We start from the raw sequence: 23,866 nt of genomic DNA on the forward strand, positions 1-23,866 counted from the left end.
TCATGACGTTACCGTCACGAACTTGTGCTTGGCTAGTTCATCGCCGGAGCCTGATAGTCCAGCAGGAACTCTCGGCGTTTCTCGAAAAAGTTCATTAACGAGGCATCGCCTGGCTTTTCGGTGTCGGTAGCCTTCTTGAACGCCTCTTCCGATTCGAGCTTGCGGGTGTCGCTGGCCACGTCGGCGGCGATCAGCTTGGCATGCTGCTCGATGATCGGCTCGACAAACTCAGGTGCGAACGTCTTCTCGGCGATCTCGCGAACATACTGTAAGTACTTTTCGCGAAGGTGCGGAATCTGTAGCAGTTGGCTGCGAAGTGGCATGCGAGGGTTGTCGATATTCACCAGCGGATCGAGTTCAACACCGCCATGACCGCCCGGGCCACCACGACCTCCAGGTCCGCCAAATCCGCCTGGGCCACCTGGCCCGGCGAAACCGCCAGGACCGCCGAATCCACGACGCCCTCGTTGACGTTCTCCGTCTTCGGGACCGAAGCCCCCTCGATCAAATCCGCCACGCCCGCGATCTGCGCGATCGTCGTTGGGTGGACCTTGTTCAGGCCGACCGTTTTCGTTGCGCGGTTCGGGACCACCTTCTGGCATGGGGCCACGTTCGCGATCAAAACCGCCAGGACGGCCAAAGCCTCCTGGTCCACCACCAGGAAGGCCGAATCCTCCTGGTCCACCGGGGCCGCCAGGACCACGACCCGGTCCACGTCCTCCTTGGAACGCTTCGTTCATGTCGTGGGGAATGACGTGAAACTTCTTGTCTTTGTCGAGGAAGATGTAATAGTCACTCGATCGGGTCCAATAGCCATCGGAGTTCACCAAAGCGACATCGAGGGCCAAGAACTTAAGTGCTTCGTCGATGTCGAGTTGCGATTCGAGTTCTTCCTCTAGCTTGTCGAGTGGCGTTTCATTCAGTGTGCGGCAGAGGCGAATGAGGGCCGCCCAAGCCTTGGCACCGTCGCTCGATTTCATGTCGTATCGACCTTCGTACGCGGCGATATCGTCCCCCACGTACCGCAGGCCACCATCGCCGCCTGGGCTGCCGGGTACTTTCCAGCGCGTCCCTTTGCTTGAAGGGTAGTTTTCCTTCAGGAACTGTTTGTCGAACTGTTGCACGTTGGCATAGACGCCCCAACTTTCGCCGTTGATGACCACGCGGACATGATTTGCTTTGGGCACGGGAATGAATTCGCTGGCGATCTTCGAGTACAGCACCGTGCTCATGAACGACGCGTCACCAGCACAGTTTAATAGGTTCAGCGTCTTGTAGCCGTACAGACGTTGATCCTCGTCCGCCAGGTCCAGCGAAACATTGAAAGAACGTTTGTAGCCGGTGGGGACCATACCGTAAGACGACATCCCGCGGAACCGCATGCCGACGTTAGGGTACGTCTTGCCATCGACGGTTAGCGTGGCGGGAACTTCGACATCGGTGCCATGGAAGTCTTCGAGTTCCTTCTCCCAGTCTTCGTTCTCGAATTCGATGAAGATAGTACGCAGGACATCACCGGCATACATATCGGCATCAGGATATTGCTTAACTTGATCTGGTGTAAGCTTTGGGCCACTTTCCGGAGCAGGACGATTTCCACCACGTCCGCGCGGTCCGCCAGGGCCACCGAAACCGCCACGTGTAGCACCTTCGGATTGAATTTCAGCACGTGCTTCAGCGCGTTCTTTCTGATCGAGCCATCCGTTCTCGTCGTGATCGAACTTCTTAACGAGCTTACGATCTTCCCGACTGCCTGGCCCAAATCCGCCGCGGCCGCCGGGACCTCCACCAGGTCTACCGAATCCACCAGGCCCTCCGGGACCACCGAAGCCTCCGGGGCCGCCGCGGAAATCTTCTGGCGGCTGAGCATTGGCTGCCGTCAGAAGAGCAAAGAAGAACATCAATCCTATTCGACTAGAAAGTCGCATCATTGTTTATTGCTCGCGTGTTGATGAGGGAAAAGGTGAGATGACCGCAACAGGCATCTCAAGGTTTACGAATCTGATTTCGGTTCGGAATCTCTTGGTTTAATCCAGATGGTTAGTGTCGCCTTCTTCTGCGGAAGGTCGATTGTTTTGATTTCAAAATCGACGACATTCAGTCCGGTACGTTCGCGGAGGTCGGCGATAAGCTGTTCGCGATGGGCGTCCCCTAGCCATTCGAGACGGTCGTACTCAATCGCGTACTTGTCGAACTTTTCTTTCTTGCCGTTCTTTTCCTTAGGTTTGCCGTTGCCATTTCCGGTGGGGGAATCGCCATTCGGTTCGTCCAGCTTTTCTTTCTTTTTGTCACTTCCGTTTCCATTGCCGACGACCCGTTCCTTGAGCATCGTGGTCGCGAAGATCACGCTGTTGACCAGGAGAACCTCGGCATAGCTCGTTTTGCGGTTCGCTAACGAGTTGATGACTGCGATGCCGATCACGATGAATAAGTAGGTCATCTCTTTCGGACGAATCGAGTCGGTACGGTATCTAAGAACCCCGAAGACGGCGAAAAGTCCCAAGGCCAGTCCTAGATCGAGTTCTAATTTCTTCATGGTGAAGCAAATGAAGAAAACGACGACGTTCAGCATCACGGCCGTGAACGCAAATTCACGCTGCCGCTGACTTGGGTAAATTCCAAAGAATACAATCAGGCTCAGGAAAAACAGGTTGATCCCAAACCGGACCATCAGCTTGAAAATGTCGGTATCGAAGATGGGGACTTCGAGGAATTCCATCGTGGTGTCTGTTTCCCAGCATCCAGGCGTCGATCCGACTGGATGATGTTGGTGTTGCTGAATCCAATTCGTGGAGAAGCACGACTCGCGAAATCGAGGGACGGAGTCGGGCTGTATCGATCAATGCGAAATTGAGCCAACCAATGTGCCAGGAATATGAAGAAAAAATGAAGAACCGGTAACGAACAGTCCCCGTCGGTAAGGAAGCTGATCGCCCGGCCCGTCGATCGAAATGCCCCAAAATAGGCGTTTGACGCTTGTTTTCTCGATGAATTGGCGAATTCCGTCCGCCATGGCAAAGTTTGCTCGTTGCCTGGGGTTCCCTGAACCGATATGATTAATCGTAGATCAACGATAAAGGGTTTCTCATGAGCAAATGCACACCAGACGATGCGGCCTGTGATGCCTCGCCGGTTAAGATTTTGCCGGAGGCAAACGCTCAATCGCTGGCCGATTTGGCTTGGGCTTTGGCCCACCCGGCTCGGGTTCAGATCCTACGGATTTTGATCCAGCGTGAGGCTTGTGTATGTGGCGAGATCGTCGGGCAGTTGCCCCTGGCTCAGAGCACCGTTTCGCAGCACTTGAAGATCTTGAAAAAAGCAGGTCTCGTGCAAGGCGAAGTCGATGGTCCTAAGATGTGTTACTGTGTGAATCGCAAGGCTCTTCAGGAGTTGAAGGCCTTGGTTGCGGCCTTATAGCCGCCCCTTTTTTCGATTGAATAATCGTCGTTCGACGATAAACGATATAGAACACTTCACCTTTTGAAACAAAGGAGAAAACGATGAGTCACGTCCAAGTTTTTGATAAACCGATGTGTTGTTCGACCGGTGTTTGCGGACCGCAAGTCGATCCGGTACTGCCTCGCTTCGCCGCCGACCTCGATTGGTTGAAGAGCCAGGGACATGAGGTCGAACGATTCAACCTGGCCCAACAGCCTGACGCGTTTGCCAAGAACGCCGATGTGCAGCAGTTGCTGGCCGCGAAAGGTGTCGACTGCTTGCCGCTGGTCATGGTCGATGGCAAACCAGTCAGCGAAGCCGAGTATCCCAGTCGCGAGAAGTTCGCTGCCTGGACCGGCAGCGTGGCCAAGACAGCCTCACTGCCACTTTCCTCTTCGGGGGGATGTTGCGGCGGTGGCTGCTGCGAGTAAGTCGCACAATACGAGGCACGCAACACGTTCGCTCACTTCATGCAATCGCTTAGCATAAGGAGAACCGCGATGAAATTTCTCCAAGATCCTCCGCGTAATCTTTTCTTCACCGGCAAAGGTGGCGTCGGAAAGACCTCGCTGGCATGTGCCGCTGCGGTGCAATTAAGCGATCAGGGCCAACGTGTTCTGTTGGTGTCTACCGACCCTGCCTCGAACCTGGATGAAGTTCTGGGGACGAAGCTTGCCAATCGTCCGACACCGGTCGCCATGGTTGATAACTTGTGGGGTATGAATATCGATCCCGAAGCGGCCGCGGCCGAGTACCGGGAACGGATGGTTGGGCCGTATCGCGGCGTGCTGCCCGATGCCGCCGTGGCGAGTATGGAAGAGCAGTTTTCTGGTTCGTGCACGCTCGAGATCGCGGCGTTTGACGAGTTTGCCCGACTGCTGGGAGATCGCCCAGCGACCGAGCAGTTCGATCATATCTTGTTCGACACTGCCCCCACTGGGCATACGCTACGTCTATTGACACTCCCTTCGGCTTGGTCTGGCTATATCGAGAACAATACGACTGGGACTTCCTGCCTCGGCCCACTGGCAGGTTTACAGGCTCAACAAGCGATCTACCGGCAAACGGTGGCCTCGTTAAAAGACAAAGAAGCAACCCGCCTGGTGTTGGTTGCTCGACCGGAACTTTCTTCGCTGAAGGAAGCGGCTCGGTCGAGTGAAGAATTGCAGGCCTTGGGAGTCGCGAATCAGCACTTAGTGGTGAACGGATTGTTTACCGCCGTCGACCGAGACGACGCATTGGCGATCGCAATGCAGCAGCGTTGCCAGGCGGCGCTTGATCAAATGCCTGAAACGATAGGAACGTTTCCTCGTACGACAATTCCACTGGCTGGGCGTAGCTTGATGGGAATCGACGCCTTGCGACACCTGGGTGAAGAAACTTCGGTAGTTGCCAATGAAATATTGGAAGAAGATTCCACGGATACAACGCCCGAAGTGTCTACCGATTGGGAAACGTTGCTTGAAGATCTGGCAAGTAAGCGACGTGGGGTCATTCTGACGATGGGCAAAGGAGGCGTTGGCAAGACGACTATCGCTTCGGCCGTTGCGGTCGGACTTGCCCAGCGTGGTTTCGCTGTGAACCTTTCCACAACGGATCCGGCCGCGCATGTGGCGGCGACCTTGGCAGCGGACAGCTTGCCGCAGCTTACCGTAGGGCGGATTGATCCCGAGCAAGAAACGGCCGATTACCGAGCCGAGGTCATGGAGACTGCCGGACAACACTTGGATGAGCAAGGACGGGCGCTGCTTGACGAAGATTTGCGATCTCCTTGTACCGAAGAGATCGCCGTGTTTCGTGCCTTCGCGAAAGCAGTCGCTGCCGGAGAAGACCACTTTGTGGTGCTCGACACCGCACCGACAGGACATACCATCTTGCTGCTGGACTCAGCACTTGCTTACCACCGTGAGGTCACACGGCAGGCGAGCCAAATGCCGGAAGCGGTCGAGCACTTGTTGCCGAGGTTGCGTGATCCCGACTTTACGCACGTGCTTGTAGTTACCTTGCCAGAAGCGACACCGGTGCACGAGGCGGCTCGGTTGCAGGAAGACCTCCGTCGCGCCGAGATCGAACCGTTTGCCTGGGTGGTGAATCAAAGCCTGACGCCACTCGCAGTACACGATCCGATCTTGCGACAGCGTCGATCGAGCGAACGAAAGTATCTGCTGGAAGTCAATTCGCTTGCTCAACGCGTGCTGTTAACCGCCTGGCAGGTCGCACCGCCAACTGGGATTGAAGGTCTACGAAAGTTAGTCGCCCGCAGTGAAGAAATTGATGCGGTTTAGAGGAAGCACCAATACTCACTGGCGCGCTCTTACTTGTCGCGCCGGCGAGCTTGCTGATTCAAGCAGGGATACTAGAGAGGTGCTCGCCCATGCTTCTAGAGTGGGCTTCTCGGCCGATCGTGTTAATCGCATCGGTCGTAGCGATTCCTCTTACGGGATTCTACGGTAGTAGCCGTTTGTGGCCTGGGCATGCGCATTCTATCCTTCTGATGGGTTGCATGTTCGTGGAATGCCAGATTAATGCGAAATCGTAGTAGCTTGAAACAACTCGCGCTCAGCTTTGGGCTGGCGATACTAGGGAGCGTCAGCGTTGCTTACGTGTTTCTCCTGGGGGCCGCTTCGCGCGAACGCATCGAGTGGATGCCTGAGGCTTTCTTTGGGTGGCAAGGATCGTCCGTTATCCTGCTGTTGCTGGCAGGAATCTGCGTCACGATCGGTTGGGTGTGGCGGTTGCACGGTCAACTTCGCGGCAGGGAATTATCCTTGGCGGCCGAGAGGGAATTAGTGGAGCAGCAGCGGAGAAGTGCTGTGCAGATACAAGGCTTGATGTCGGCCTCACCTGATCCGCTGATTACGGTCAACCAGCTTGGGATCATTCAAATGGCCAGCACATCGGTCGAGCTGGTTCTTGGCTGGGATCCGCAACAGCTAGTCGGACATGACGCGATAACCCTATTCGCTGACTCTAACCAGTCCGAATTCAGCAAATCGCTGAAACAACTAGCCCACACCGAGGAAGATAACACGTTGGGCGCCTCGCGGGAGTGTGCCGTCAGGCGATTTGATGGGAGTGAATTTCCCGCGACGGTCAGTCTCTGGAAAATGGAACTTGCTGACTGTGAACCGCAATTCATCGTGATGATCCGTGACAACACTGAACGGGTCGAGGCACTCGCGAAATCGGGACGTTACTACGAAGCGCTCAATGCGTCGGCGGATTCGATCTCGCTAATGGATCAAGACACGTTAGAAGTGCTGTACGTCAACGACGCTGCCTGTAAGGCGCTCGGTTACCAGCGAGAAGAGATGTTCTCGCAAACCGTATTGGATAGGATTTCCGAGCTTAAGATCGGTGATCGGATTTATGCGCCGCAGGAAGTGACCCAGATGCTCGCCGAACAAGGGGGCGTCGATGGCATCGAGCTATTTCGGCATCGTAAAGATGGATCGAAATTCCCCGTGGAGGCAAATATTCGCTCGTTTGTTTCCGAAGGGAGGCGCATTCTTGTCACGACTGCTCGCGACTTGACCGAGAAACGGAAGCTGACCGCCGAACTGGAACTGTTGGCCTACACCGATTCGTTAACGGGTTTGGCGAATCGAAGCTCTATCCTCAAGACAATTCAAGCCAAACTCGACGCAGACTCGCCTGAGTGTTTTGCCTTGTTGTTTGTCGATTTCGACCGTTTTAAGATCGTCAACGATAGCTTGGGACACGATGCCGGCGACGACTTGTTGAAACAAATCGCTGTGCGCATTCGTACCTCGCTACGAAACACGGACATCACGCCGGCGCGTTTGGGTGGTGACGAATTTGTGATCCTACTCGAGAATCTGGCAACACCCGACGATGCCACCATCGTTGCTGAGCGGTTACAAGAGGCATTCACTCCCTCTTATGACATTGGTCCACACGAGGTGGTTTCGACGGCAAGTATCGGAATTGTGACCAGCCAGTACCGCTATTCGACGGCCAGCGGAATGCTTCGTGACGCCGACTTGGCAATGTATGAAGCGAAATCGGCGGGTAAGGCATGCTATCGCGTTTTTGATCACACCATGCGCGAGCGGGCCGAATTGCGGATGAAACTGGAAGAACATCTGCATCGCGCAATCGACAACAATGAACTGAGGATCGCGTATCAGCCTATCGTTTGCCTTTCAACCGGTGAGCTTACTGGTGCCGAAGCACTACTGCGCTGGCAGCATCCAGAGTACGGGCTGATCGCGCCGGATAAGTTTATTCCAATTGCGGAAGAGTCCGATCTGATTATCCAGATCGAAAGCTGGGTTCTCGATCATGCGTGCCAGCAGCTTATGAGTTGGCAGAAGCACCTCGGCGAAGCGGCGCCACGGTGTATCCATGTCAATCTATCACGTAAGCAGTTGATACTTCCAGAGCTGCCGGAACGGGTGTCGCGAACGCTGCAGAAACATCAGATGGCGCCAGAATCACTTCACTTGGAAGTGACCGAAAGCATGATCATGGAAGATATCGAGGTCGGGATCACCAGCTTGAAAGCACTGCGAAAGTCTGGTGTGCAGATTGATATGGATGATTTTGGAACGGGACATTCTTCGCTTTCGTGCCTGCATGAATTTCCGATTGATGTGCTGAAGGTCGATCGTGCGTTTGTGGCCAACGCTCGCCATGTTCAAGATTATGCTGCCTTGTTGGAAGCTGTGTTGGTGTTGGCAGATAACCTAGGCCTGAATGTGGTGGCCGAGGGGATCGAGACGAAAGAGCAATTAGCTTTGCTACAAGGTTTGGATTGTGGGTATGGTCAAGGTTACCTGTTTGCTAAGCCCCTATTTCCCGAGCAGTTCGAGGAGTTGATACGTACCTATTCGCAGCACCCCGAAGCGAATTTTGCCTGCGTAGCGGTAGGAGATTAGCGAGGCTTTTTAGCCGCCTCAACCTCTTCTTTACCGCAAAAGGTGCCCCATGGAAAACACAGAATCACAACCCAAAATCGTCCGAACTGCGATTGAACGAATCCGAAATATCCACACGCTTCCGGAAATCGCGATTCGGATTCGGGAGTTGTTGGACGATCCCGAATGCACAGCCGACAAAGTCGACCAGTTGATCTGCACCGACCCCGCGCTGAGTGCAAGAATCTTACGGGTCGTGAATTCGTCGTTTTATGGAATGCCAGGGCAGTTCAGTTCGGTGAAGCGAGCCGTCATATTCTTGGGGCTTAACGCGATCAAAAATATCACGATTGCGGCCAGTCTGAACAAAATGTTCAAGGCTCATCCCGCGATGCCAAATTTTCATGCGGAAGACCTGTGGATGCATTCGGTTGCGGTCGGTGTTCTTTCGCAGCAGATTGCCTTGCGGGCTGGTAACGTGGCCAGCGACGACGCGTTTCTCGCGGGGCTGATTCACGATGTCGGAATCATCGTGGAACTACAAGCTTGCCGCAATGAGTTTGCCGAAGTGCTAAAGCGATGCAGTAAGGATAAGGATCTGACGCTACGCGAAGCGGAAAGTCAGGTGTTTGGAGTTACGCACGAAGAATTCGGGGCCGAACTTTGTCGCGCGTGGCGGTTCCCGGGGCAGCTTGTCGACGTCACGAGTCGACATCACAACCCAGAAACGTTGCCGGAGCATAGTCGGATCATGCCTCGGATTGTCCACCTGGCAGATCTGTTAGCCAACAAAGCGGGAAAGCACGCGGCGCCGGGGGCGGAAGGGAAAGTGATTACCAGTGACCTTCTGGATAAGGTCGGCGTGACGATCGACGACCTCTCGCTGATTGCCAAGGAACTCCCCGATCGAATCGCGGAAGTGAAGCAAGTGTATACCGCATAACACCGCCTTAGGAGGGATGTGCCCTTGTGAAGTTGGTAGGTTACGTGTAACGTCACGCCTAATCTTACTGGGCGATTTGCAACCACGTCAGAAATAGAGCTGTCTTCTGAGAACCTTCAAACGCTGTCTGACTTTGCTGGTGGCCTACGCGTTTGCGGCATTGTTGTGGTTATTGTTTCGCACTTTAAGTATTCGGGTAATTTCGGGCAGTCCCGATACCAGCCCCTTCAATCGTGCCTGTCAGCAACGGTATCTCTATTCGGTTTGGCACGATTCGATCGTGATGCCCGTCTTTGGTGGCCGACATTGGTGCACAACGGCGTTAACGAGCATGCATCGAGACGGAACATTTGTCGCCAGCATCTTGGGGCTTCGTAAGATTGCGACCGTGCGGGGGTCGACGAATCGGATACGTCCCGCTGCCATGCGGGAACTGCTTCAAACGGTTGAATCGCGGCATCTTGTCATCACACCCGATGGCCCGCGTGGTCCAAATCGAACGATGAGCGCCGGCATTGCTTACCTGGCATCCCGTACCGGTCGAGGCATAGTCCCGAGCGGATTTGCCTGTTCCAACTGTTGGCGCTGGAAAGGAACGTGGTCGGAGCTGATCATTCCGAAACCGTTCTCAACGATCGTGCTTCTCGCCGGCTCCCCCATTCACGTGCCGGCCGATGTCGATCGAACCGGATTGAATCACTACGTTGAACAGATCCAATCTGCCATGAATCAGCTGGATTCTGCGGCAAAAGCGGAGCTTATTCATTAATCAAAGATCCGAGAGCACGCGGATTGGCCCAGGGAAGATCAAATCTTGCCGATAGGTGGCCAAAGAACTGTCGATCGGACGAGATACGGACTATCTTGGTCAGAACGGAAAGTGTAAGATACTAGCGGTTGGTCAGTCGATCGTGACTACGCTTTCAGCCCCTTTGTTTGTGGGCTGACCCCCGACGCTCTTTCGCCCGTCCCACCTTGTCGGTTGGTGTTTACCGACCTTTTTTTCTTATGGGTGCGGCATTTTGCCCATCCCGAGTGCATTCAATCCAGGATTTTGACCGTTGGGTAAGAAGCTTTATTGCGGAAATCTCTCGTACGACATTACAACCGCTGACCTCGAGCAGTTGTTCGCTGCTTATGGCGAAGTTCGCGACGTCCAGGTGATTATGGACCGCGATACCGGACGTAGTAAGGGCTTTGGTTTCGTGGAAATGGGTTCCGACGCCGAAGCACAAGCCGCCATCGATGGCCTTAACGAATCGATGCAGAATGGCCGTGCGTTGACCGTCAACGAAGCCAAGCCTCGTGAAAACCGCGGTGGCGGTGGCGGTGGCGGACGTGGTGGTTATGGCGGAGGCGGCGGTGGTGGCCGAGGCGGCTACGGTGGTGGCGGCGGCGGTGGCCGAGGCGGCTATGGTGGTGGCGGCGGCGGCGGTGGCCGCGGCGGACGTTATTAATCGCTGCTCGATTACGATTTTGAACGCGAGGGCATCTTGATTGCCTTCGCGTTGGTCGCGACGCGCGTTCCCTTTCGGACGCGCCTCGCTACCATTGTTTTTCTGCTTGTCTCTTTCTCCATCGGGTGTTTTTCACCTTTTGGGGAGGCCGTCGTCGTTTCTTCGTCGCGAGGCCTCTTGTCAGATTGTCTCGATCGTGCTGATCGGCAGTTGATCTATCTCGTCACGTGTACCTTCGTGCTTCTATCGCCTATGCGTGAGCCGTGATGTGGGTTTTCTGGCGATCTTCTAATTCTTTAGTTGATTTTATTTGACCTGCGGTTGGGTAATCGCTATCGTCATCTAATTAGTTAGATGAAATGGTTGCCAGGGCGAACGCAGACGTCCATATCACCGCAAAGTCGTGAGGTAAGTGATGGCCCGTCCCGAGTCAGAGTATCCGACCGAGTTGGAGCTCGAAATCTTAAAGGTTCTATGGGAGGAATCGCCGTTACCAGTGCGCGATGTGCGGGCCCGTCTCAAGAGCGGTGCCAAACGTCCGCTTGCCCATAGTAGCGTGATTACGATGCTCAACATCATGTATCGCAAAGGCTTTCTGACGCGGCAGAAGGAAGGGAATGCATTTCTGTTTTCCCCAAAGGTAAAGAAGGAAGACGTGACCGGCCAGATGTTGGGCGATCTCGTCTTGCGTGTCTTCGGTGGTTCGCCCACTGCAATGATGATGAATCTGTTGGAAACGTCGGATATTGATTCGGAAGAGCTAACCGAACTGCGGAAGCTAATTAATCGCAAGAGTAAGGAACAGAAGCCATGAGTCGATTCGATCTGTTCGGGCCCGATCTGAGCTCACGCGTTTGCCTCACGCTGATTCATTCACTGTGGCAAGTCACGCTGTTCGCGCTGGTCGCCTGGCTTGTGAGCCGGTTTATTCTGCGGCGTCGGGTCACGTGGGACTATACCGTACATGTGTCGGCCCTGCTTTTGAGTGGCGTGTCCGTGGTCGCCACGTTTCTGTTTTTTACGGGAGCTCCTCGCACGACAGGTATGGGTCAGCCCTCGCCTATCGCGCACCAAACGGAGATATCGGTCACCGATCGAGTACCCACGCCGATGGCGGAACAGACAATTGCCTCTAATGCACAAACGCCGCAAATGCAGGTCATTGCCAAACAGCAAGGCTCTTCGTTAACCGTGCCAGAGGTCCCAACTCCAAGCAACGCTTACTCATGGGCCCAACTTTGGAAAACTGCGGCGCCGTGGATGGTTGGTGGTTACTTGGCGGGCGTCGTACTGATGCTTGGTAGGTTGGCCGCGGCGATCGTAATGGCAGAGCGAGTTCGAAGTCAGTGTCGTCCTCTGACCGAAGGCCCCGTGTTCGAGACACTGCAGCACTTAGCGAAGACCTGGTCGTTAAGTGTCGTCCCTGCCCTAGCCACCGCCGAGCAGATTGTGGTTCCGAAAGTAGTCGGACTCTTCAAGCCGACAATCTTACTGCCGGTCGCGCTGATCAGTGGATTATCGCCGCAAGAGTTGGAATTGATTGTCGCCCACGAGTTAGCTCATGTTCGGCGGCATGATATGTGGATCAATCTGGTTCAAAGGTTGGCAGAAGCCGTGCTGTTTTTCAATCCTGCGCTGTGGGTGTTAAGTCGGCGGATCAGCGCCCTGAGGGAGTATTGTTGTGACGAAATGGCCTGTTGCCGATCGAATGAAAGCGACGAGGCCAGTCAGCTCATATACGCACAGGCCTTGTTGCGGGTCGTCGAACTAGCGCATACCACTGACGGCAAGCAATCCGAATTGGCTACTCTGGCGGCCAGCGGTCGGTCGCCATCGGAGTTACGGCGTCGTGTGGCCCACTTGTTTGGGGAGCCGATTCGTGAGTCGCTCCAATTATCGCGTGGGGCACTACTGCCGCTCGCACTTGCTATTACGCTTCTTCTCGCCCAGCCTGTGTTTACCACCCTGGCAGAAGAACCTCAACCGAAAGTCGCTGAGAATTCGTTTCTGCTGAAGGTGGTCGATCCAGATGGGAATCCGGTTCCTAATGCCGAGGTGGAGATTCGAACTCGACCGATGGTTACCGCCGAGCAGATTGTCACTGGATCGTTTACAAAGGCAGGGACCTACGGTGCTTTTGCAGAGACGGATGAAAAGGGTGAGTTCGCAATTCGATTGGACGAGTCAAGCAAGTCGATTGTGTTCGCGGTTAAACAACCTGGATTTGCCCCCTACTGGGCAGAGTGGAACAGCTTAGATCATCCTGAACCGCTGCCAGAAGAATTTACCATGCAACTTGATAAGGGGTGGGTTGTGGGAGGGATACTCCAAGATGAAGACGGAAATCCCGTGGCCGGGGCGACCGTGCGTCCGAGTGTCGCATTCAAAATGCGACCCGGCGTGATTCGTCAGTTGGGGATCGGTACTCGGATCAAGACGCAAGAGGATGGCTCTTGGCAATTTGGTTGTGTGCCAGACTCAAAGAACGATTTGACGATTGAGTTGACTCACCCTGACCTTCAACCAATGTGGCACACTATTCCTCGTGACGGCTACGAGCTTAAACCGATGTCGCCTCGCGGGATCATCACGCTTCAGAAAGGGATCGAAGTGTCAGGCGTTGTGGCTGACGAGTCTGGAGCACCGATCGAAGACGCGTTGGTTCGGACAAAGTTCCTGAACGACGTCCGCAAGACAACGACGGATGCACAAGGGAAATATGTCTTGAAGGGATGTCCGCCAAGAAAAGCCCGCATTGTGGTTTCGGCGAAAGGAAAGGCTCTCCAGAAGCAAGACGTCCGCGTGCTGCCTGAAATGAAGCCGGTCGATTTCACGATGCATCCGGGCGGTAAAGTTCGCGTGCGAGTGATCGACGAGAATGGCAAGGGCATCGCGAAGTCGCGGATCTTCTTTCAAAACTGGGATGGTCAGCAGATCGAGTACTTTGAGTTCGATCATATCAACGAATACACCAACGAAGATGGCGTATGGGAATGGAAGGAAGCACCGCTCGAGCCATTCGATGCCGATATCTGCCGAGCAGGTGGCATGCAACTGACCGATCGACCGCTGTTTAGTCGAGAAGAAGAATTCGTGTTTTCACCTCCACCGGCATTGGTCGTCTCTGGTGATGTCGTCGATGAAAAGACAAAGAAGCCTATTTCCAAGTTTCGTGTAATTCCTGGACTGCGGAACGTAGATCCAGGTATCGGAATGGACTGGAGTAAACGAGATAGTTACGACGCGGTTGATGGAAAGTATCAGGTTCGATTCAATCGCGAGTACCCATCTCACCTGGTGCGTATCGAGGCAGATGGATATCAGGTTGCTATTTCACGCGACTTTAAAAGCGATGAGGGGAAGGTCAATTACGACTTCGAACTCATTCCAGCCGAAGATATCTCCGCTCAAATTGTCGATGCTTCGGGCAAGCCGGCTGCTGGGGCGAAGATTGCTTTGGGAGTTGCTGGCAATCAGATCAGTGTCTCGAACGGAGATATCGATGACGGATCAACGTACGCTACGCGAGTTGATGCAGACGCCGAAGGACGCTTTCGACTATCGAATCAAATAGATGCCTATCAACTGATAATAACTCATGAAGCGGGTTACGCCCATTTTAAGTCGTCGGACGGTGAACTGCCTGATCCTCTGCCGTTAACTCCGTGGGCGAAGCTGAACGGTGTTTATTACGTTGGCCCCAATCCAACGGCGAACGTTGAGCTTTATATGGGAATCGAGACACTTCACTCGTATGGAGAAGGTGTTCCAAATATCTTTACACATTACGAAACGACGACCGGAAGTGATGGGACATTCAAGTTCGATCGAGTTCTGCCCGGGATGGCTTCGATTGGCCGGCGATTACACCTGCATGTTAAAGAAGGGGCGACGGCCGTTGAGTCTTCGGTGCGAGTTCATACGGAATTTGTGCCAGGCGAAAGCGTGCAATTGCAAGTTGGTGGAACGGGACGTCCAGTGGTGGGTAAACTGATTCCCCCTTCCGGTTACCAAGGGAAGGTGTTATGGAACTTTGCCATGATCAGTGCGCAGACTGATTTGGTTCCTCCTTCTCGACCTGATGTTCCCGCGGCGCTTAAGAACAATCCCCAAGAGCAAGAGGCCTGGTGGAACGGTTGGAAGCAGACGCCGGAAGGGCAAGCGTGGTCGGCGGCTTACAAGATATACCAGCGAGAACGCTCGATGGCACCTTACCTCGACGCGACCGTGGCACCTGACGGCAGCTTCCGCATCGATGACGTTCCGCCAGGCAACTACCTGATGCGTGTCTACTTCGTGGAAAACGCCGTCGGCTCGGTCCGAGGTCATTCGTTCAAGGTTCCACCGGTCGAAGGTGGTTGGTCTGGAGAAGCGATCGATTTAGGGTCAATCGTGCTTGAGCCTCGCTAGAACCCCTACTATTTGGCAGCCGGCAGGCGATCGAGGAACTGGTCGAGTTGTTTTAGGTAGTCCGCCGTGATCCAGTCATTGTGGTAGGCATTAGCGATCGTGACGAACTGCTTCGGTTGATTGGCAGCTTGGAACAGCCTTTGACCGAGTGCCATCGGAATCGTATGATCGGCTTCGCCGTGACTTTGCAGCAGCGGGCCGTGATAACGTTGAATGGCAGAGAGCGAATCGAGCTTCTTTCTGGAGACCAGCCAGGCGAGCTTGGGATAATGCACGGTGGCCACGTCACGTAACGACGGAAACGTACTTTGCAGAATGAGCCCGCGAGGGGCAGAATCAGCTGCTAGTTGGGTGACCATGGCTCCGCCGAGTGATTCGCCCATCAAGATCACAGCGTCGTCTTTGACTTGGGCCAGCTCGCACAATTTGGCCCGAGCCGCGGTGGCATCCTGCAGTGCGCCTTTCACGGAAGGTTTCCCATCGCTTTTGCCGTACCCACGGTAATCGAACGCGAATACTGAGAGACGTAGCCGTCGCTGCAAATAGCTAATCCACTCGACGCGGGTTGCGATGTTGCCTGCATTGCCGTGAGCAAGCAAGAGCACGCCACGCGGATTCTCGCTGGGACAATACCAACCATGTAGTTTCGTGCCATCTTCTGCGTGGAAGGAAACATTCTGAAAGTTCTGACCCTCCGGATCCCAATCGCCGACGGGATACTTCGATGGAAAGAAAAGCAAAAGTTCGTCAACGGCAATCATAGGCGAATTAACTTGAGGGTCCGCAGTTGGTGCCGGCTGAGCCTGGCAATGCGTGACATACGCGCAAAGCGTCGTCGCGTTGAGTAATACGATTCGAAACGTCGTGATAGCGATTCGGCGATTCATCGAAAGTGACCACACGTTGCACAAGTTCGTTACGGCAGCGATCTGATCACTTTATCAAGTTTTGCCGAACGGGGCGCGAGATGGGAGAAGTTCGCGACGCGTGATGGCTTGCTAGAACGGGCTATCGTCCAGAAAAGGATTATCCTCGCTAGGTGCGGCCTCATCCGTTGGTGGCGACTGGGAGGGGGCCTCATCCAGTCCAAACGGATCATCCGCGGGAAGTTCCACCGAACGCGGCGTCTCGGCAGGCATATTCAAAGGGGCGGATTGAACGGTAGATGCCTCCGCATCACGTTGTCGGCGAAGTTCAAGGTACGAACCAGTCATGATCCGATCTTCCTTCCCCTCCCCTGCCTCGATAATGATAGCCGACTCTGTAAGGACGTGAAGCTCTTTCACGTTGATGACATGACAGCGTGTCTGGCATAACCCACACCCGACACATTTGTCGGCCAGGACGAGCGGCGCGGCGAAGCCCGTTCCTTCGACCGGTTGGCCTTGATCGTCGAGTTCGACGCCAACTTGGGTGTATTCAATCGCGTTGTATCCAGCCGCCGTGCACTCTTGCACGCACAAGTCGCACGCTTCTTTTTCGGCAAAGGGGAGGCAGGTCTGCTGGTTGACGATTGCCAGTCCCATGCGGGCAACGCGTTTCTCTTCCAAGGGAATCGGACGAATTGCACCTGTCGGACATACTTGCCCACACGCATTGCAGCTCGATTCACAGCCGGCCCAGTTCGCATTGACTAGTGGCGTCCACAGTCCCTCGAAGCCTTGCTGAAAGCTTTCTGGCTGAAGCACGTTGTTGGGACAAGCTTTGAAGCATTCGCCGCAACGTATGCACATCTGCAGAAACTCTCTTTCCGGGACACTTCCCGGGGGACGAACCGGCAGCCAAGGAGGATCGTTGCCCGGAACGATCGGCAAGTCGGTGGGAAGCTGCGCACCCGTTGCCTTCGTTCCCAAGGCGATTGCGGCTCCGCCTACTGCGGCAGCAGCGGAACCAACCGCTAACGAAAGAAACCCGCGTCGGCCAATGGCTGTCTCGTGGGTCGGTGGATCGTTTTCGACTTTCAACTCGACAAGATTCCAGCGCTCGACAAACTTGATTGCGTGTGTCGGGCAAACGCCAGCGCAGGTTTGGCAAAGTGTGCAGTCCGTTTCGCGCGTGGTGAAGTCTGGCTTGATGGCGTCAAACGGGCAGACTTCGACACATTTATTGCAGTTGATGCAGCTGGCCTCGACTTTCCTTTCGGTGAGTCGAAACAGGTTGCCAAGCGAGAACATCGCCCCGCTGGGGCATACGTATTTGCACCAAAAACGGGGCCGCATGAAGCCGAGGCTTAATACGCCGAAGAAGAGCACAATCGAAAACAGATGTCCGAGATTGAAACCAGGGATCAAGTGCCAGCCGCGACCCAAGCCCGTTTGTAGCGGTTCGAACAGAAACAACATTCCGCGAGTGATCACCGGGATCGCTGAGAAGAAGCCGGAAATCAATACGCCGAACAAAGCCGCGATCAAGATGGTCGCCAACAGATAATATTTGATATGGACCCACCATCCATCGCCGGGGACCTGAAAGCGTTTCGTGCGTCCGGTTACCGCCCAGTCGAACAGGTCGATCGTTGTCCCCAACGGACACAAATAGCCACAAAAGCCGCGGGGAATCAGAACGCACACTAGCAAAATGGCAGCCATGCTCACCAATGACCAAACCCAGCTGCGGGACGCAATCGCTGTGGAGAGGCTGACCAGTGGATCGATCATGAGAAACGTCTCGGCCGGCAACCACTGTTTGGCCTGAAGGTTGTCAGCATAGTGAGCGGGCCAGGCGGTGGGATCGTTCTCATATAGCGCGAAGGATTGCCCTGCCCCGCCACCAAGGATCAGTGGTACCATCGCGGCAGTTGGTTCACCTAGCGGAGTTAGCTGCAGCGTGGTCAGATCTAAGGCTTCTTTACGCACTTCTACGATTTGAAACTCACCCAGAATTCGATCGGCATCCGTGACAAACGGTTGGGCATCTTGGCGACCGACGAAGAGTTTGTCGCCAAGTAGAGTAGAAGAAGATTGCGCTGCGGAAGACTGCCATGTAAATTGGTTTTTGTCCTGATCGAAGCCAACGAACCGCCACCCTTCGCTGATAGGCTGGGTGTTTTTCGGCCGAGCATCGTACGGCCAGCAGGTGTAGAAGAAGAGAACGCAGAAAGTGACGAGACAGATGCCCTGGACGACACGCCGGACTGGGGAAGCCAGCCAAGAAGGTCCTAAGAAACGAAGGAAACGCCGTAGCGGCCCCCGTTTCTTCTTCGTCCAGTCGGACTGCCAGGAGGTAGGAGCGAGTCCGCGATAGAGCTTGCCCAGTAGCGAGGGGGAACTGGGAGCGTCGGCTGAGCGACGGCGAATCATCGGTACGAACCAGTCCAATCGCAAGAAGGCGACCGGACGTTGGTCGAAAGCGGTGAAAAAGGCGATTAAAGCCGCCGCGGACAGTGTTCCCACGATCGTCCAGCAGAACGCCGGATGCTGCAGCGCCCAGCCTAGCCAGCTTGCTGATTGAAGGTCGTATGATTGCGTAAGAACTAGCACGAGGGCGATTGCCAATGCACCGAAAGCAGCGGCTAAGGCAATCGACTTCCAGCGGACAGCGTACTTATTCATGCCGGTTTCCCGCGTGGCGTGATGCTAAAGCGGAGTATGGGTGGGCGATCGATCAAGAGCCAGAAATTGCGACGACTATTTCGCCCCTTGGGCCAAGGCTTTGGCGGTCGCATTGACGATAGCTTGGGACGTAATCGTTGCCCCGCTGGTTCCGTCGATATTTCGATAACTTTGCTTGTCGATGATTTGCTGAGGCGTGTCGGTCAATGCGGCGTAGAACTGCTTCTCACGATGCTTGGTGACGTTGACCTGGGTGATCTTGGCACCGGCGACGGTGACCTCGACTTCCAGCGGCCCGTTATAGCCGGTTGCGGATTGCTTGTACTTGCCATCAGCGACCTTACTCACGTCTGCCTTATCGAACAAGCGAATCGCTTCGATCGCTTCCGCCGCGCGACCCTTGTATCGATTGAGATATTCGGCATTACGGGCTTGGTTCTTGTCGAGCACCTTTTGGTAGTACGCGATCGCTTCGTTCAAGCGGCCCGCAGAACGCAGGGCGTCCCCTGCGTGTAACCAGGCTTCGTTGAACAGATTGGTTCGCTCGAACGCCTTCGTGACCGAGAGGGCTTTGTCAACTTCTCCCATGTCGCCGTACAGCTTGATCGCGCTGATATGCAAACGATTGCCGGCGAGAGCTTTCATGGCCATCGACTTACTGCCTAATCGCCAATAACATTCGCACAAATGAATTCCTGATTCTGTGGTTGGCTGGGCATCGGCTTGTTGCAGCCAATAGGCGGCCCGAGGATAGTCTTGCAGCAATTGGAAGTACATTGCCCCCAGCTTTTCCTGGTCACGCTTGACCAGGTCGGCTTGACCTTTATGTAGATCGACACAGTGGTCTACCAGCTTAATCCCTGACTTCCAGCGAGAGACGTTCGGATTGACGCGGCCCCAGATGTATTGGCCGATGTTCTTCGATTCATCCCAGGCACCACCAGGATTCTTGGGCCAGGCCATGTCGAGCGTAGGTGGATGGTTCATGTCGGTTTGGGCCAACCAGTCAGGATCGCTCGCGCCGACGGTGTCGATCAATTGCTGCACCTCTTGCGGTGTACGGACCGGTCGATCGTTGGCATCTACGTTCGGACCGTCCTGAGGCGTATCTTTCGCGGTTAGAACGAAGCGCTTTCCTTTCAGCGTCACGGCATGCACGCGGGTGTAAGGAATGGTCTGCGTCACCTCGCTGCCAGCGATTTTAAATTTGAAATCAAACTCTTTGGTTCCCTTGCGGATCTCCAAGATCTCACCTTTGACTTCCGTCCCATTGAGGAATTCGACTAAATCTTCCGCTACGATTGCGGAAGTAGAGAATAATAGAAAGGTGAGAATCAAACCGAACAAGGTAAAGGACTTGGCGGGGAAAGGGAAAATCATGCGTTGCTTTTCGTTCGAAGGTGGGGGAAGAGATCAGGGAACGTGGCAGCAAGGTGAGCAAGCGGCATAGAATAGGCCCAACTCATCAGTCGGATTTTACCAAGCGATTGGCACGATTCAATTGGCATGGTTCCAGCACCCCCGCTCGCGGCTAGAAATGCCATGCAAAGAGTGTCAATTGCTGAGGCCCTTCCCTTTGCTTTAATCAGGAACGTCATGATTCAAAGAACAACGCGTCAACTAGCGGCTTGGTTTCTCATGTTGGTGCTAAGCGGAACAATATTGGCAGATGACGCCCGTTTGCCTGTTCACCAGGAAGTGATCTATGGGCACAAAGATGGCTTGGCGATGACGTTCGATGTGTTTCGGCCTGATGAAGAACCGAACGGGGCGGCGGTGGTCTTTATTGTCAGCGGTGGCTGGTTCTCGAAATGGTCGCCCCCCCTGCAAACGCGGGCACTGATGAGCCCTTTCCTGGCGAAGGGTTATACGGGGTTCGCCGTCCGTCATGGAAGTAGTCCCAAGTATTCGATCTCGGAGGCAGTATCCGATGTGCGACAGGCCATTCGAACGATTCGTCGCGATGCCGAGCAGTACGGCATCGATCCCAACCGAATCGGTGTCTACGGCATGAGTGCTGGCGGGCATCTGACCTTGATGCTGGCAACCACTGGCCAAGACGCCAATCCTACTGCGTCCGATCCATTAGAACGCGTCAGCAGCCGGATCACGGCGGGTGTGGCTTTCGTACCGCCGAGCGACATCACGTCGTACGTTTGGAGCACACCGGGGCTGGAGGACAAGTACCGCAGATTCCCCGGGCTCGATATTTCGAAGGAAGCTGCGAAAGCCGTTTCCCCCTTGTTCTTCGTGTCCGAGGATGACGCGCCGTGCCTGATGATGTCCGGTGGGAAAGATACCTTGGTCTTACCTGAGCAAGGGCGCTGGATTCATGAGAAGTTCGATGACGCCGGCGTCGAGAACAAGTTCATTGTTTATGAGAACTCCGGCCACGGCCTGGAGAAGAACCTTCCCCAGGCGGTCGGCGAAGCGATCAAGTGGTTTGACCAGTACTTGAAGTAGCGTTTAACTCAGCAGAGAAGTTACTTTTTGTTCTCTGCTTCTTTCTTTTTCCACTGGTTGGGATGAAGCGGCGGAGGTGCGCCTTCGGGGCGGACGAGTTGCGCCGTCGGACGCCTGCTGGCCTGGATGTCGGCTACATGTTGGTCGTACAGCATTTGAAGACGTTGGCAAACTTCTGGATGCGCTTCCGCCAAGTTGGTCGTCTCGGAGATGTCGGCGGCGATGTCGTATAGCTGAACCGGTTCATCGGATGGCGCGCGACCCTTGGGGGCTTCCCGGCCTGTCTTCCGTTCTTTCCAAGGATAGTACTTCCACTTTCCGGAACGTACGGTACCTGGGCCGTGCATCAGCACGTACGATTCGTGCGGACCCTTCGCGTTTTCGGTGAACATTACTTCGCTGATATCAAGTCCATCGATCCGGCGACCGGAGAGCTTCCCTCCACACAACTTGGCGAGCGTTGGCAGGATATCAATCGACGCGGTTACCTCACGATAAACGCTGCCGGCAGGAATTTTGCCTGGCCACCACATGAGCGTTGGCTCACGGATGCCTCCATCGTAGACACTTCCTTTTTGGGCCCGCAGGGGCAGCGAGGAACCGACGGCCGCTCCGTTATCACTGGTAAAAATGACTAGGGTGTTTTCGGCCAAGCCCTCCTGTTTCAGCGTTTTCAAGATTTCACCGACCGACCAATCAACCTCTTCGATGGCATCCCAGATTAATTTATCCGTTCGTCCCCGAAAGCGATCGCTGACATGGAGTGGCAGGTGGACCATCGTATGAGGTAGGTAGATGAAGAACGGCTTGTCCTTGCTGTCCTGAATGACGCGAATCGCTTCTTCGGTATAACGTTTGGTGATCGTGTTTTGATCGACCGGGTATTCGATGATTTCTTCGTCACGGAATAGAGGTACGCGATCCTTGCGGGTGTAGCCTTCCTCCAACTCCTGTTGCGTCACGCCTTCACGAAGCAGGATGTCGTCCGAACGCTTGTTGGCCGGGTCGATCCACATGTCGTTGCTGTAAGGAATACCGTAGTAGCTTTGAAACCCTTGATAGGTCGGAAGGCAGGGAGGTAGGTGCCCCAAGTGCCATTTACCGATGCACGCCGTGCGATAACCGGCGTCCCTCAACATTTCCGCCATCGTTTGCTCGTCTGGATGCAATCCGACATTGCTGTTCGGAAAGAGAACTGGAGGCATACTTAATCGTTGATAATGAGTCCCTGTCATCAGTGCCGTCCGTGATCCAGAACAGACCGCACAGCCCACATAGAAGTCGGTGAACTTCATCCCCTCTGCCGCCATCTGATTCAAATTCGGCGTCCGCGGCCCCTCCGCCCCGTTGAACTCAACATCGCCGTAACCCATATCATCGATGAAGATGAGTACGATGTTGGGTACACGATCTTGTTCTGCTGAATATGCGTGATCGATCGGGAATATTGAGGCCGAAAGAAGAGTCAGGACAAAGAAAAGTGTAGCGAATCTGTGTAATAAATAGCGGCTGGAGTTATCGCTGGTCAGATTGAACAAGCCATGCATAGTGTAAGCGGCTCCATGAGATTCTGTGTTCGGTGGGATGTGTGATAGGCATCCCCAGTATCTTCGGCAGCGAGAACAAGGTCAACGATTGTCCGCACGGGGCAACAATTCGAGGGTGCCTTTTATCGGCACTCATGATGTGGAGCGACGTGAGTGAAATTGTGATACGGGATAAAAAGGGAGTGCGATCCCGTAACCTCGCAAGGCGAAAAGGCTGACTGTATGACTACCCCTGATTCCAAACGGATTAAGTAGAAGAACACTGGGGGATAGGGTTCTGGAGAAGAATGCGTCCTTTTTTCTAATGAAAAAGTCGTGGTAGTCTGTCACGAAAAAGATCATTCTTAACGGGAGGACCTGGGATGAGTATCAATTTGATGGTCTTAGATCCTTTGCGGTGGCGAAATCATTTGACTCGAGGAAACTTGACTTCGCGATTCATGGGGGGTAATTTCCAATGAACGCTGGAATCTTTAAGAGTTGAAACGAGACGAACTGGCCTTCCAGCGGAAAATCCAAGTTTCATACGTTGAACTAGGGCATCTGTGACAGAACACTCGGAAGCATCTTTCGTTTCAACGGTTGATCATGTAACAACCAGCCTCGTAGCCCGGGCCAAGCGACTCGACAACGACGCTTGGCGTCGATTGGTTACTACTTACTCGCGACTCGTCTGTTTTTGGTGTCGCAAGAAGCTCCCGCAATCGGCTGATGTCGAAGGTGTTGCCCAGGATGTGTTTCTGGCCGCTGCCGTAGGAATCAACAATTTCGATGGCAATTCGAAGGCTTTTCGAAACTGGCTAAGAACAATCACATATCGCCAAGTTGCGAATCATTGGCGACGAGAGCAGGATGAGCCGCGGGCACGTGGCGGAAGTGCAGCGAAGGTGTTGCTGAATGAAATCCCTTCATCGGAAATAGACGAGGGTGATGATAAACCCAGCACCATTGAAATAGAACAGGAGAATTCTCTTCTGTATTCTGGGTTGATCGAAAACATCCGCCATCACTTTAGCGATCAAACCTGGACTGCATTCTGGCAAGTTGTAATTGACGGACGCGATCCAAGCCATGTGGCGGCAGATTTAGGGATTTCGCGGGGAGCCGTTTATACGGCCAAGAGTCGAGTTCTGAAGAAGCTTAGGGAAGACTTGAGCTTCGACGAGATATAAAGCCT

The 23,866-nt window shown here is 54.4% G+C and carries 18 protein-coding genes; 11 read left to right on the forward strand and 7 right to left on the reverse strand.

Going from position 1 to position 23,866, the window contains the following annotated elements; all coding sequences use genetic code 11:
• Positions 1-32: 32 nt before the first annotated feature.
• From C5Y83_RS05480 to C5Y83_RS29325, 3 genes are all read right to left on the reverse strand, one after another.
• The gene (locus tag C5Y83_RS05480; RefSeq protein WP_233207112.1) at positions 33-1,901 is read right to left on the reverse strand and encodes a CotH kinase family protein; all 1,869 of its coding nucleotides are present in this window, start codon (positions 1,899-1,901) and stop codon (positions 33-35) included.
• A 92-nt stretch (positions 1,902-1,993) separates the two neighbouring features.
• Positions 1,994-2,719, reverse strand: a complete 726-nt coding sequence (locus C5Y83_RS05485; RefSeq protein WP_105328647.1) for a DUF4956 domain-containing protein — start codon at positions 2,717-2,719, stop codon at positions 1,994-1,996.
• A 120-nt stretch (positions 2,720-2,839) separates the two neighbouring features.
• Positions 2,840-3,013: a hypothetical protein gene (locus C5Y83_RS29325; RefSeq protein WP_158262244.1), complete on the reverse strand. Its 174-nt coding sequence runs from the start codon at positions 3,011-3,013 to the stop codon at positions 2,840-2,842.
• Positions 3,014-3,087: 74 nt separating this feature from the next.
• Between C5Y83_RS29325 and C5Y83_RS05490 the strand changes: the two genes are divergently transcribed.
• The 9 genes from C5Y83_RS05490 (at position 3,088) to C5Y83_RS05530 (ending at position 15,128) form a co-directional block, all read left to right on the forward strand.
• Positions 3,088-3,417 carry an ArsR/SmtB family transcription factor gene (locus C5Y83_RS05490; RefSeq protein ID WP_105328648.1) on the forward strand — a complete coding sequence of 110 codons (330 nt, stop codon included), beginning with the start codon at positions 3,088-3,090 and terminating at the stop codon, positions 3,415-3,417.
• Positions 3,418-3,500: 83 nt separating this feature from the next.
• Complete coding sequence (gene arsD, locus C5Y83_RS05495; RefSeq protein WP_105328649.1) at positions 3,501-3,869, forward strand: arsenite efflux transporter metallochaperone ArsD; 369 nt, start codon at positions 3,501-3,503, stop codon at positions 3,867-3,869.
• A gap of 69 nt (positions 3,870-3,938) precedes the next feature.
• The gene (arsA, locus tag C5Y83_RS05500) at positions 3,939-5,723 is read left to right on the forward strand and encodes an arsenical pump-driving ATPase (RefSeq protein ID WP_105328650.1); all 1,785 of its coding nucleotides are present in this window, start codon (positions 3,939-3,941) and stop codon (positions 5,721-5,723) included.
• 240 nt (positions 5,724-5,963) lie between these two features.
• Positions 5,964-8,339 carry an EAL domain-containing protein gene (locus C5Y83_RS05505; protein ID WP_105328651.1) on the forward strand — a complete coding sequence of 792 codons (2,376 nt, stop codon included), beginning with the start codon at positions 5,964-5,966 and terminating at the stop codon, positions 8,337-8,339.
• 49 nt (positions 8,340-8,388) lie between these two features.
• Positions 8,389-9,261, forward strand: coding sequence for an HDOD domain-containing protein (locus C5Y83_RS05510; RefSeq protein WP_105328652.1), 873 nt, complete (start codon positions 8,389-8,391; stop codon positions 9,259-9,261).
• A 283-nt stretch (positions 9,262-9,544) separates the two neighbouring features.
• Positions 9,545-10,030: a lysophospholipid acyltransferase family protein gene (locus tag C5Y83_RS05515; RefSeq protein WP_233207142.1), complete on the forward strand. Its 486-nt coding sequence runs from the start codon at positions 9,545-9,547 to the stop codon at positions 10,028-10,030.
• Positions 10,031-10,322: 292 nt separating this feature from the next.
• Entirely contained in the window at positions 10,323-10,718 is a 396-nt protein-coding gene (locus tag C5Y83_RS05520; protein WP_105328654.1) for an RNA recognition motif domain-containing protein, read from the forward strand.
• Between the two features lie 415 nt (positions 10,719-11,133).
• Complete coding sequence (locus tag C5Y83_RS05525; RefSeq protein WP_105328655.1) at positions 11,134-11,532, forward strand: BlaI/MecI/CopY family transcriptional regulator; 399 nt, start codon at positions 11,134-11,136, stop codon at positions 11,530-11,532.
• Positions 11,529-15,128, forward strand: a complete 3,600-nt coding sequence (locus tag C5Y83_RS05530; RefSeq protein WP_105328656.1) for a carboxypeptidase regulatory-like domain-containing protein — start codon at positions 11,529-11,531, stop codon at positions 15,126-15,128. Before C5Y83_RS05525 ends, C5Y83_RS05530 begins: the two co-directional genes overlap by 4 nt.
• Positions 15,129-15,136: 8 nt before the next feature.
• Here C5Y83_RS05530 and C5Y83_RS05535 read toward each other — a convergent pair whose 3' ends face one another.
• From C5Y83_RS05535 to C5Y83_RS05545, 3 genes are all read right to left on the reverse strand, one after another.
• Positions 15,137-16,015, reverse strand: coding sequence for an alpha/beta hydrolase (locus C5Y83_RS05535; protein ID WP_105328657.1), 879 nt, complete (start codon positions 16,013-16,015; stop codon positions 15,137-15,139).
• 111 nt (positions 16,016-16,126) lie between these two features.
• The gene (locus C5Y83_RS05540; protein WP_105328658.1) at positions 16,127-18,679 is read right to left on the reverse strand and encodes a 4Fe-4S binding protein; all 2,553 of its coding nucleotides are present in this window, start codon (positions 18,677-18,679) and stop codon (positions 16,127-16,129) included.
• Between the two features lie 75 nt (positions 18,680-18,754).
• Positions 18,755-20,059 (reverse strand): FMN-binding protein, encoded by a 1,305-nt coding sequence (locus C5Y83_RS05545; RefSeq protein ID WP_105328659.1) that lies wholly within the window; start codon positions 20,057-20,059, stop codon positions 18,755-18,757.
• Positions 20,060-20,275: 216 nt separating this feature from the next.
• On the opposite strand from C5Y83_RS05545, the gene C5Y83_RS05550 reads away from it, so the two are divergent.
• The gene (locus C5Y83_RS05550; protein ID WP_158262245.1) at positions 20,276-21,142 is read left to right on the forward strand and encodes an alpha/beta hydrolase family protein; all 867 of its coding nucleotides are present in this window, start codon (positions 20,276-20,278) and stop codon (positions 21,140-21,142) included.
• Positions 21,143-21,162: 20 nt separating this feature from the next.
• On the opposite strand, the gene C5Y83_RS05555 is transcribed toward C5Y83_RS05550, so the two are convergent.
• A complete protein-coding gene (locus C5Y83_RS05555; protein ID WP_105328661.1) occupies positions 21,163-22,689 on the reverse strand; it encodes a sulfatase in 1,527 nt (508 codons plus the stop codon).
• Between the two features lie 545 nt (positions 22,690-23,234).
• On the opposite strand from C5Y83_RS05555, the gene C5Y83_RS05560 reads away from it, so the two are divergent.
• Positions 23,235-23,861 (forward strand): RNA polymerase sigma factor, encoded by a 627-nt coding sequence (locus tag C5Y83_RS05560; protein WP_105328662.1) that lies wholly within the window; start codon positions 23,235-23,237, stop codon positions 23,859-23,861.
• Positions 23,862-23,866: the final 5 nt, after the last annotated feature.

The sequence above is a fragment of the Blastopirellula marina genome (assembly GCF_002967765.1).
GTDB classification, from domain to species: domain Bacteria; phylum Planctomycetota; class Planctomycetia; order Pirellulales; family Pirellulaceae; genus Bremerella; species Bremerella marina_A.

What these genes read in the sequence shown, in the direction of transcription:
- C5Y83_RS05510 (WP_105328652.1), top strand. Translation starts at nt 8,389, where the DNA reads ATGGAAAACACAGAATCACAACCCAAAATCGTCCGAACTGCGATTGAA.
- C5Y83_RS05480 (WP_233207112.1), bottom strand. Translation starts at nt 1,901, where the DNA reads ATGTTCTTCTTTGCTCTTCTGACGGCAGCCAATGCTCAGCCGCCAGAA.
- C5Y83_RS05545 (WP_105328659.1), bottom strand. Translation starts at nt 20,059, where the DNA reads ATGATTTTCCCTTTCCCCGCCAAGTCCTTTACCTTGTTCGGTTTGATT.
- C5Y83_RS29325 (WP_158262244.1), bottom strand. Translation starts at nt 3,013, where the DNA reads ATGGCGGACGGAATTCGCCAATTCATCGAGAAAACAAGCGTCAAACGC.
- C5Y83_RS05515 (WP_233207142.1), top strand. Translation starts at nt 9,545, where the DNA reads ATGCCCGTCTTTGGTGGCCGACATTGGTGCACAACGGCGTTAACGAGC.
- C5Y83_RS05525 (WP_105328655.1), top strand. Translation starts at nt 11,134, where the DNA reads ATGGCCCGTCCCGAGTCAGAGTATCCGACCGAGTTGGAGCTCGAAATC.
- C5Y83_RS05555 (WP_105328661.1), bottom strand. Translation starts at nt 22,689, where the DNA reads ATGCATGGCTTGTTCAATCTGACCAGCGATAACTCCAGCCGCTATTTA.
- C5Y83_RS05540 (WP_105328658.1), bottom strand. Translation starts at nt 18,679, where the DNA reads ATGAATAAGTACGCTGTCCGCTGGAAGTCGATTGCCTTAGCCGCTGCT.
- C5Y83_RS05550 (WP_158262245.1), top strand. Translation starts at nt 20,276, where the DNA reads ATGATTCAAAGAACAACGCGTCAACTAGCGGCTTGGTTTCTCATGTTG.
- arsD (WP_105328649.1), top strand. Translation starts at nt 3,501, where the DNA reads ATGAGTCACGTCCAAGTTTTTGATAAACCGATGTGTTGTTCGACCGGT.
- C5Y83_RS05490 (WP_105328648.1), top strand. Translation starts at nt 3,088, where the DNA reads ATGAGCAAATGCACACCAGACGATGCGGCCTGTGATGCCTCGCCGGTT.
- arsA (WP_105328650.1), top strand. Translation starts at nt 3,939, where the DNA reads ATGAAATTTCTCCAAGATCCTCCGCGTAATCTTTTCTTCACCGGCAAA.
- C5Y83_RS05530 (WP_105328656.1), top strand. Translation starts at nt 11,529, where the DNA reads ATGAGTCGATTCGATCTGTTCGGGCCCGATCTGAGCTCACGCGTTTGC.
- C5Y83_RS05535 (WP_105328657.1), bottom strand. Translation starts at nt 16,015, where the DNA reads ATGAATCGCCGAATCGCTATCACGACGTTTCGAATCGTATTACTCAAC.
- C5Y83_RS05485 (WP_105328647.1), bottom strand. Translation starts at nt 2,719, where the DNA reads ATGGAATTCCTCGAAGTCCCCATCTTCGATACCGACATTTTCAAGCTG.
- C5Y83_RS05505 (WP_105328651.1), top strand. Translation starts at nt 5,964, where the DNA reads ATGCGAAATCGTAGTAGCTTGAAACAACTCGCGCTCAGCTTTGGGCTG.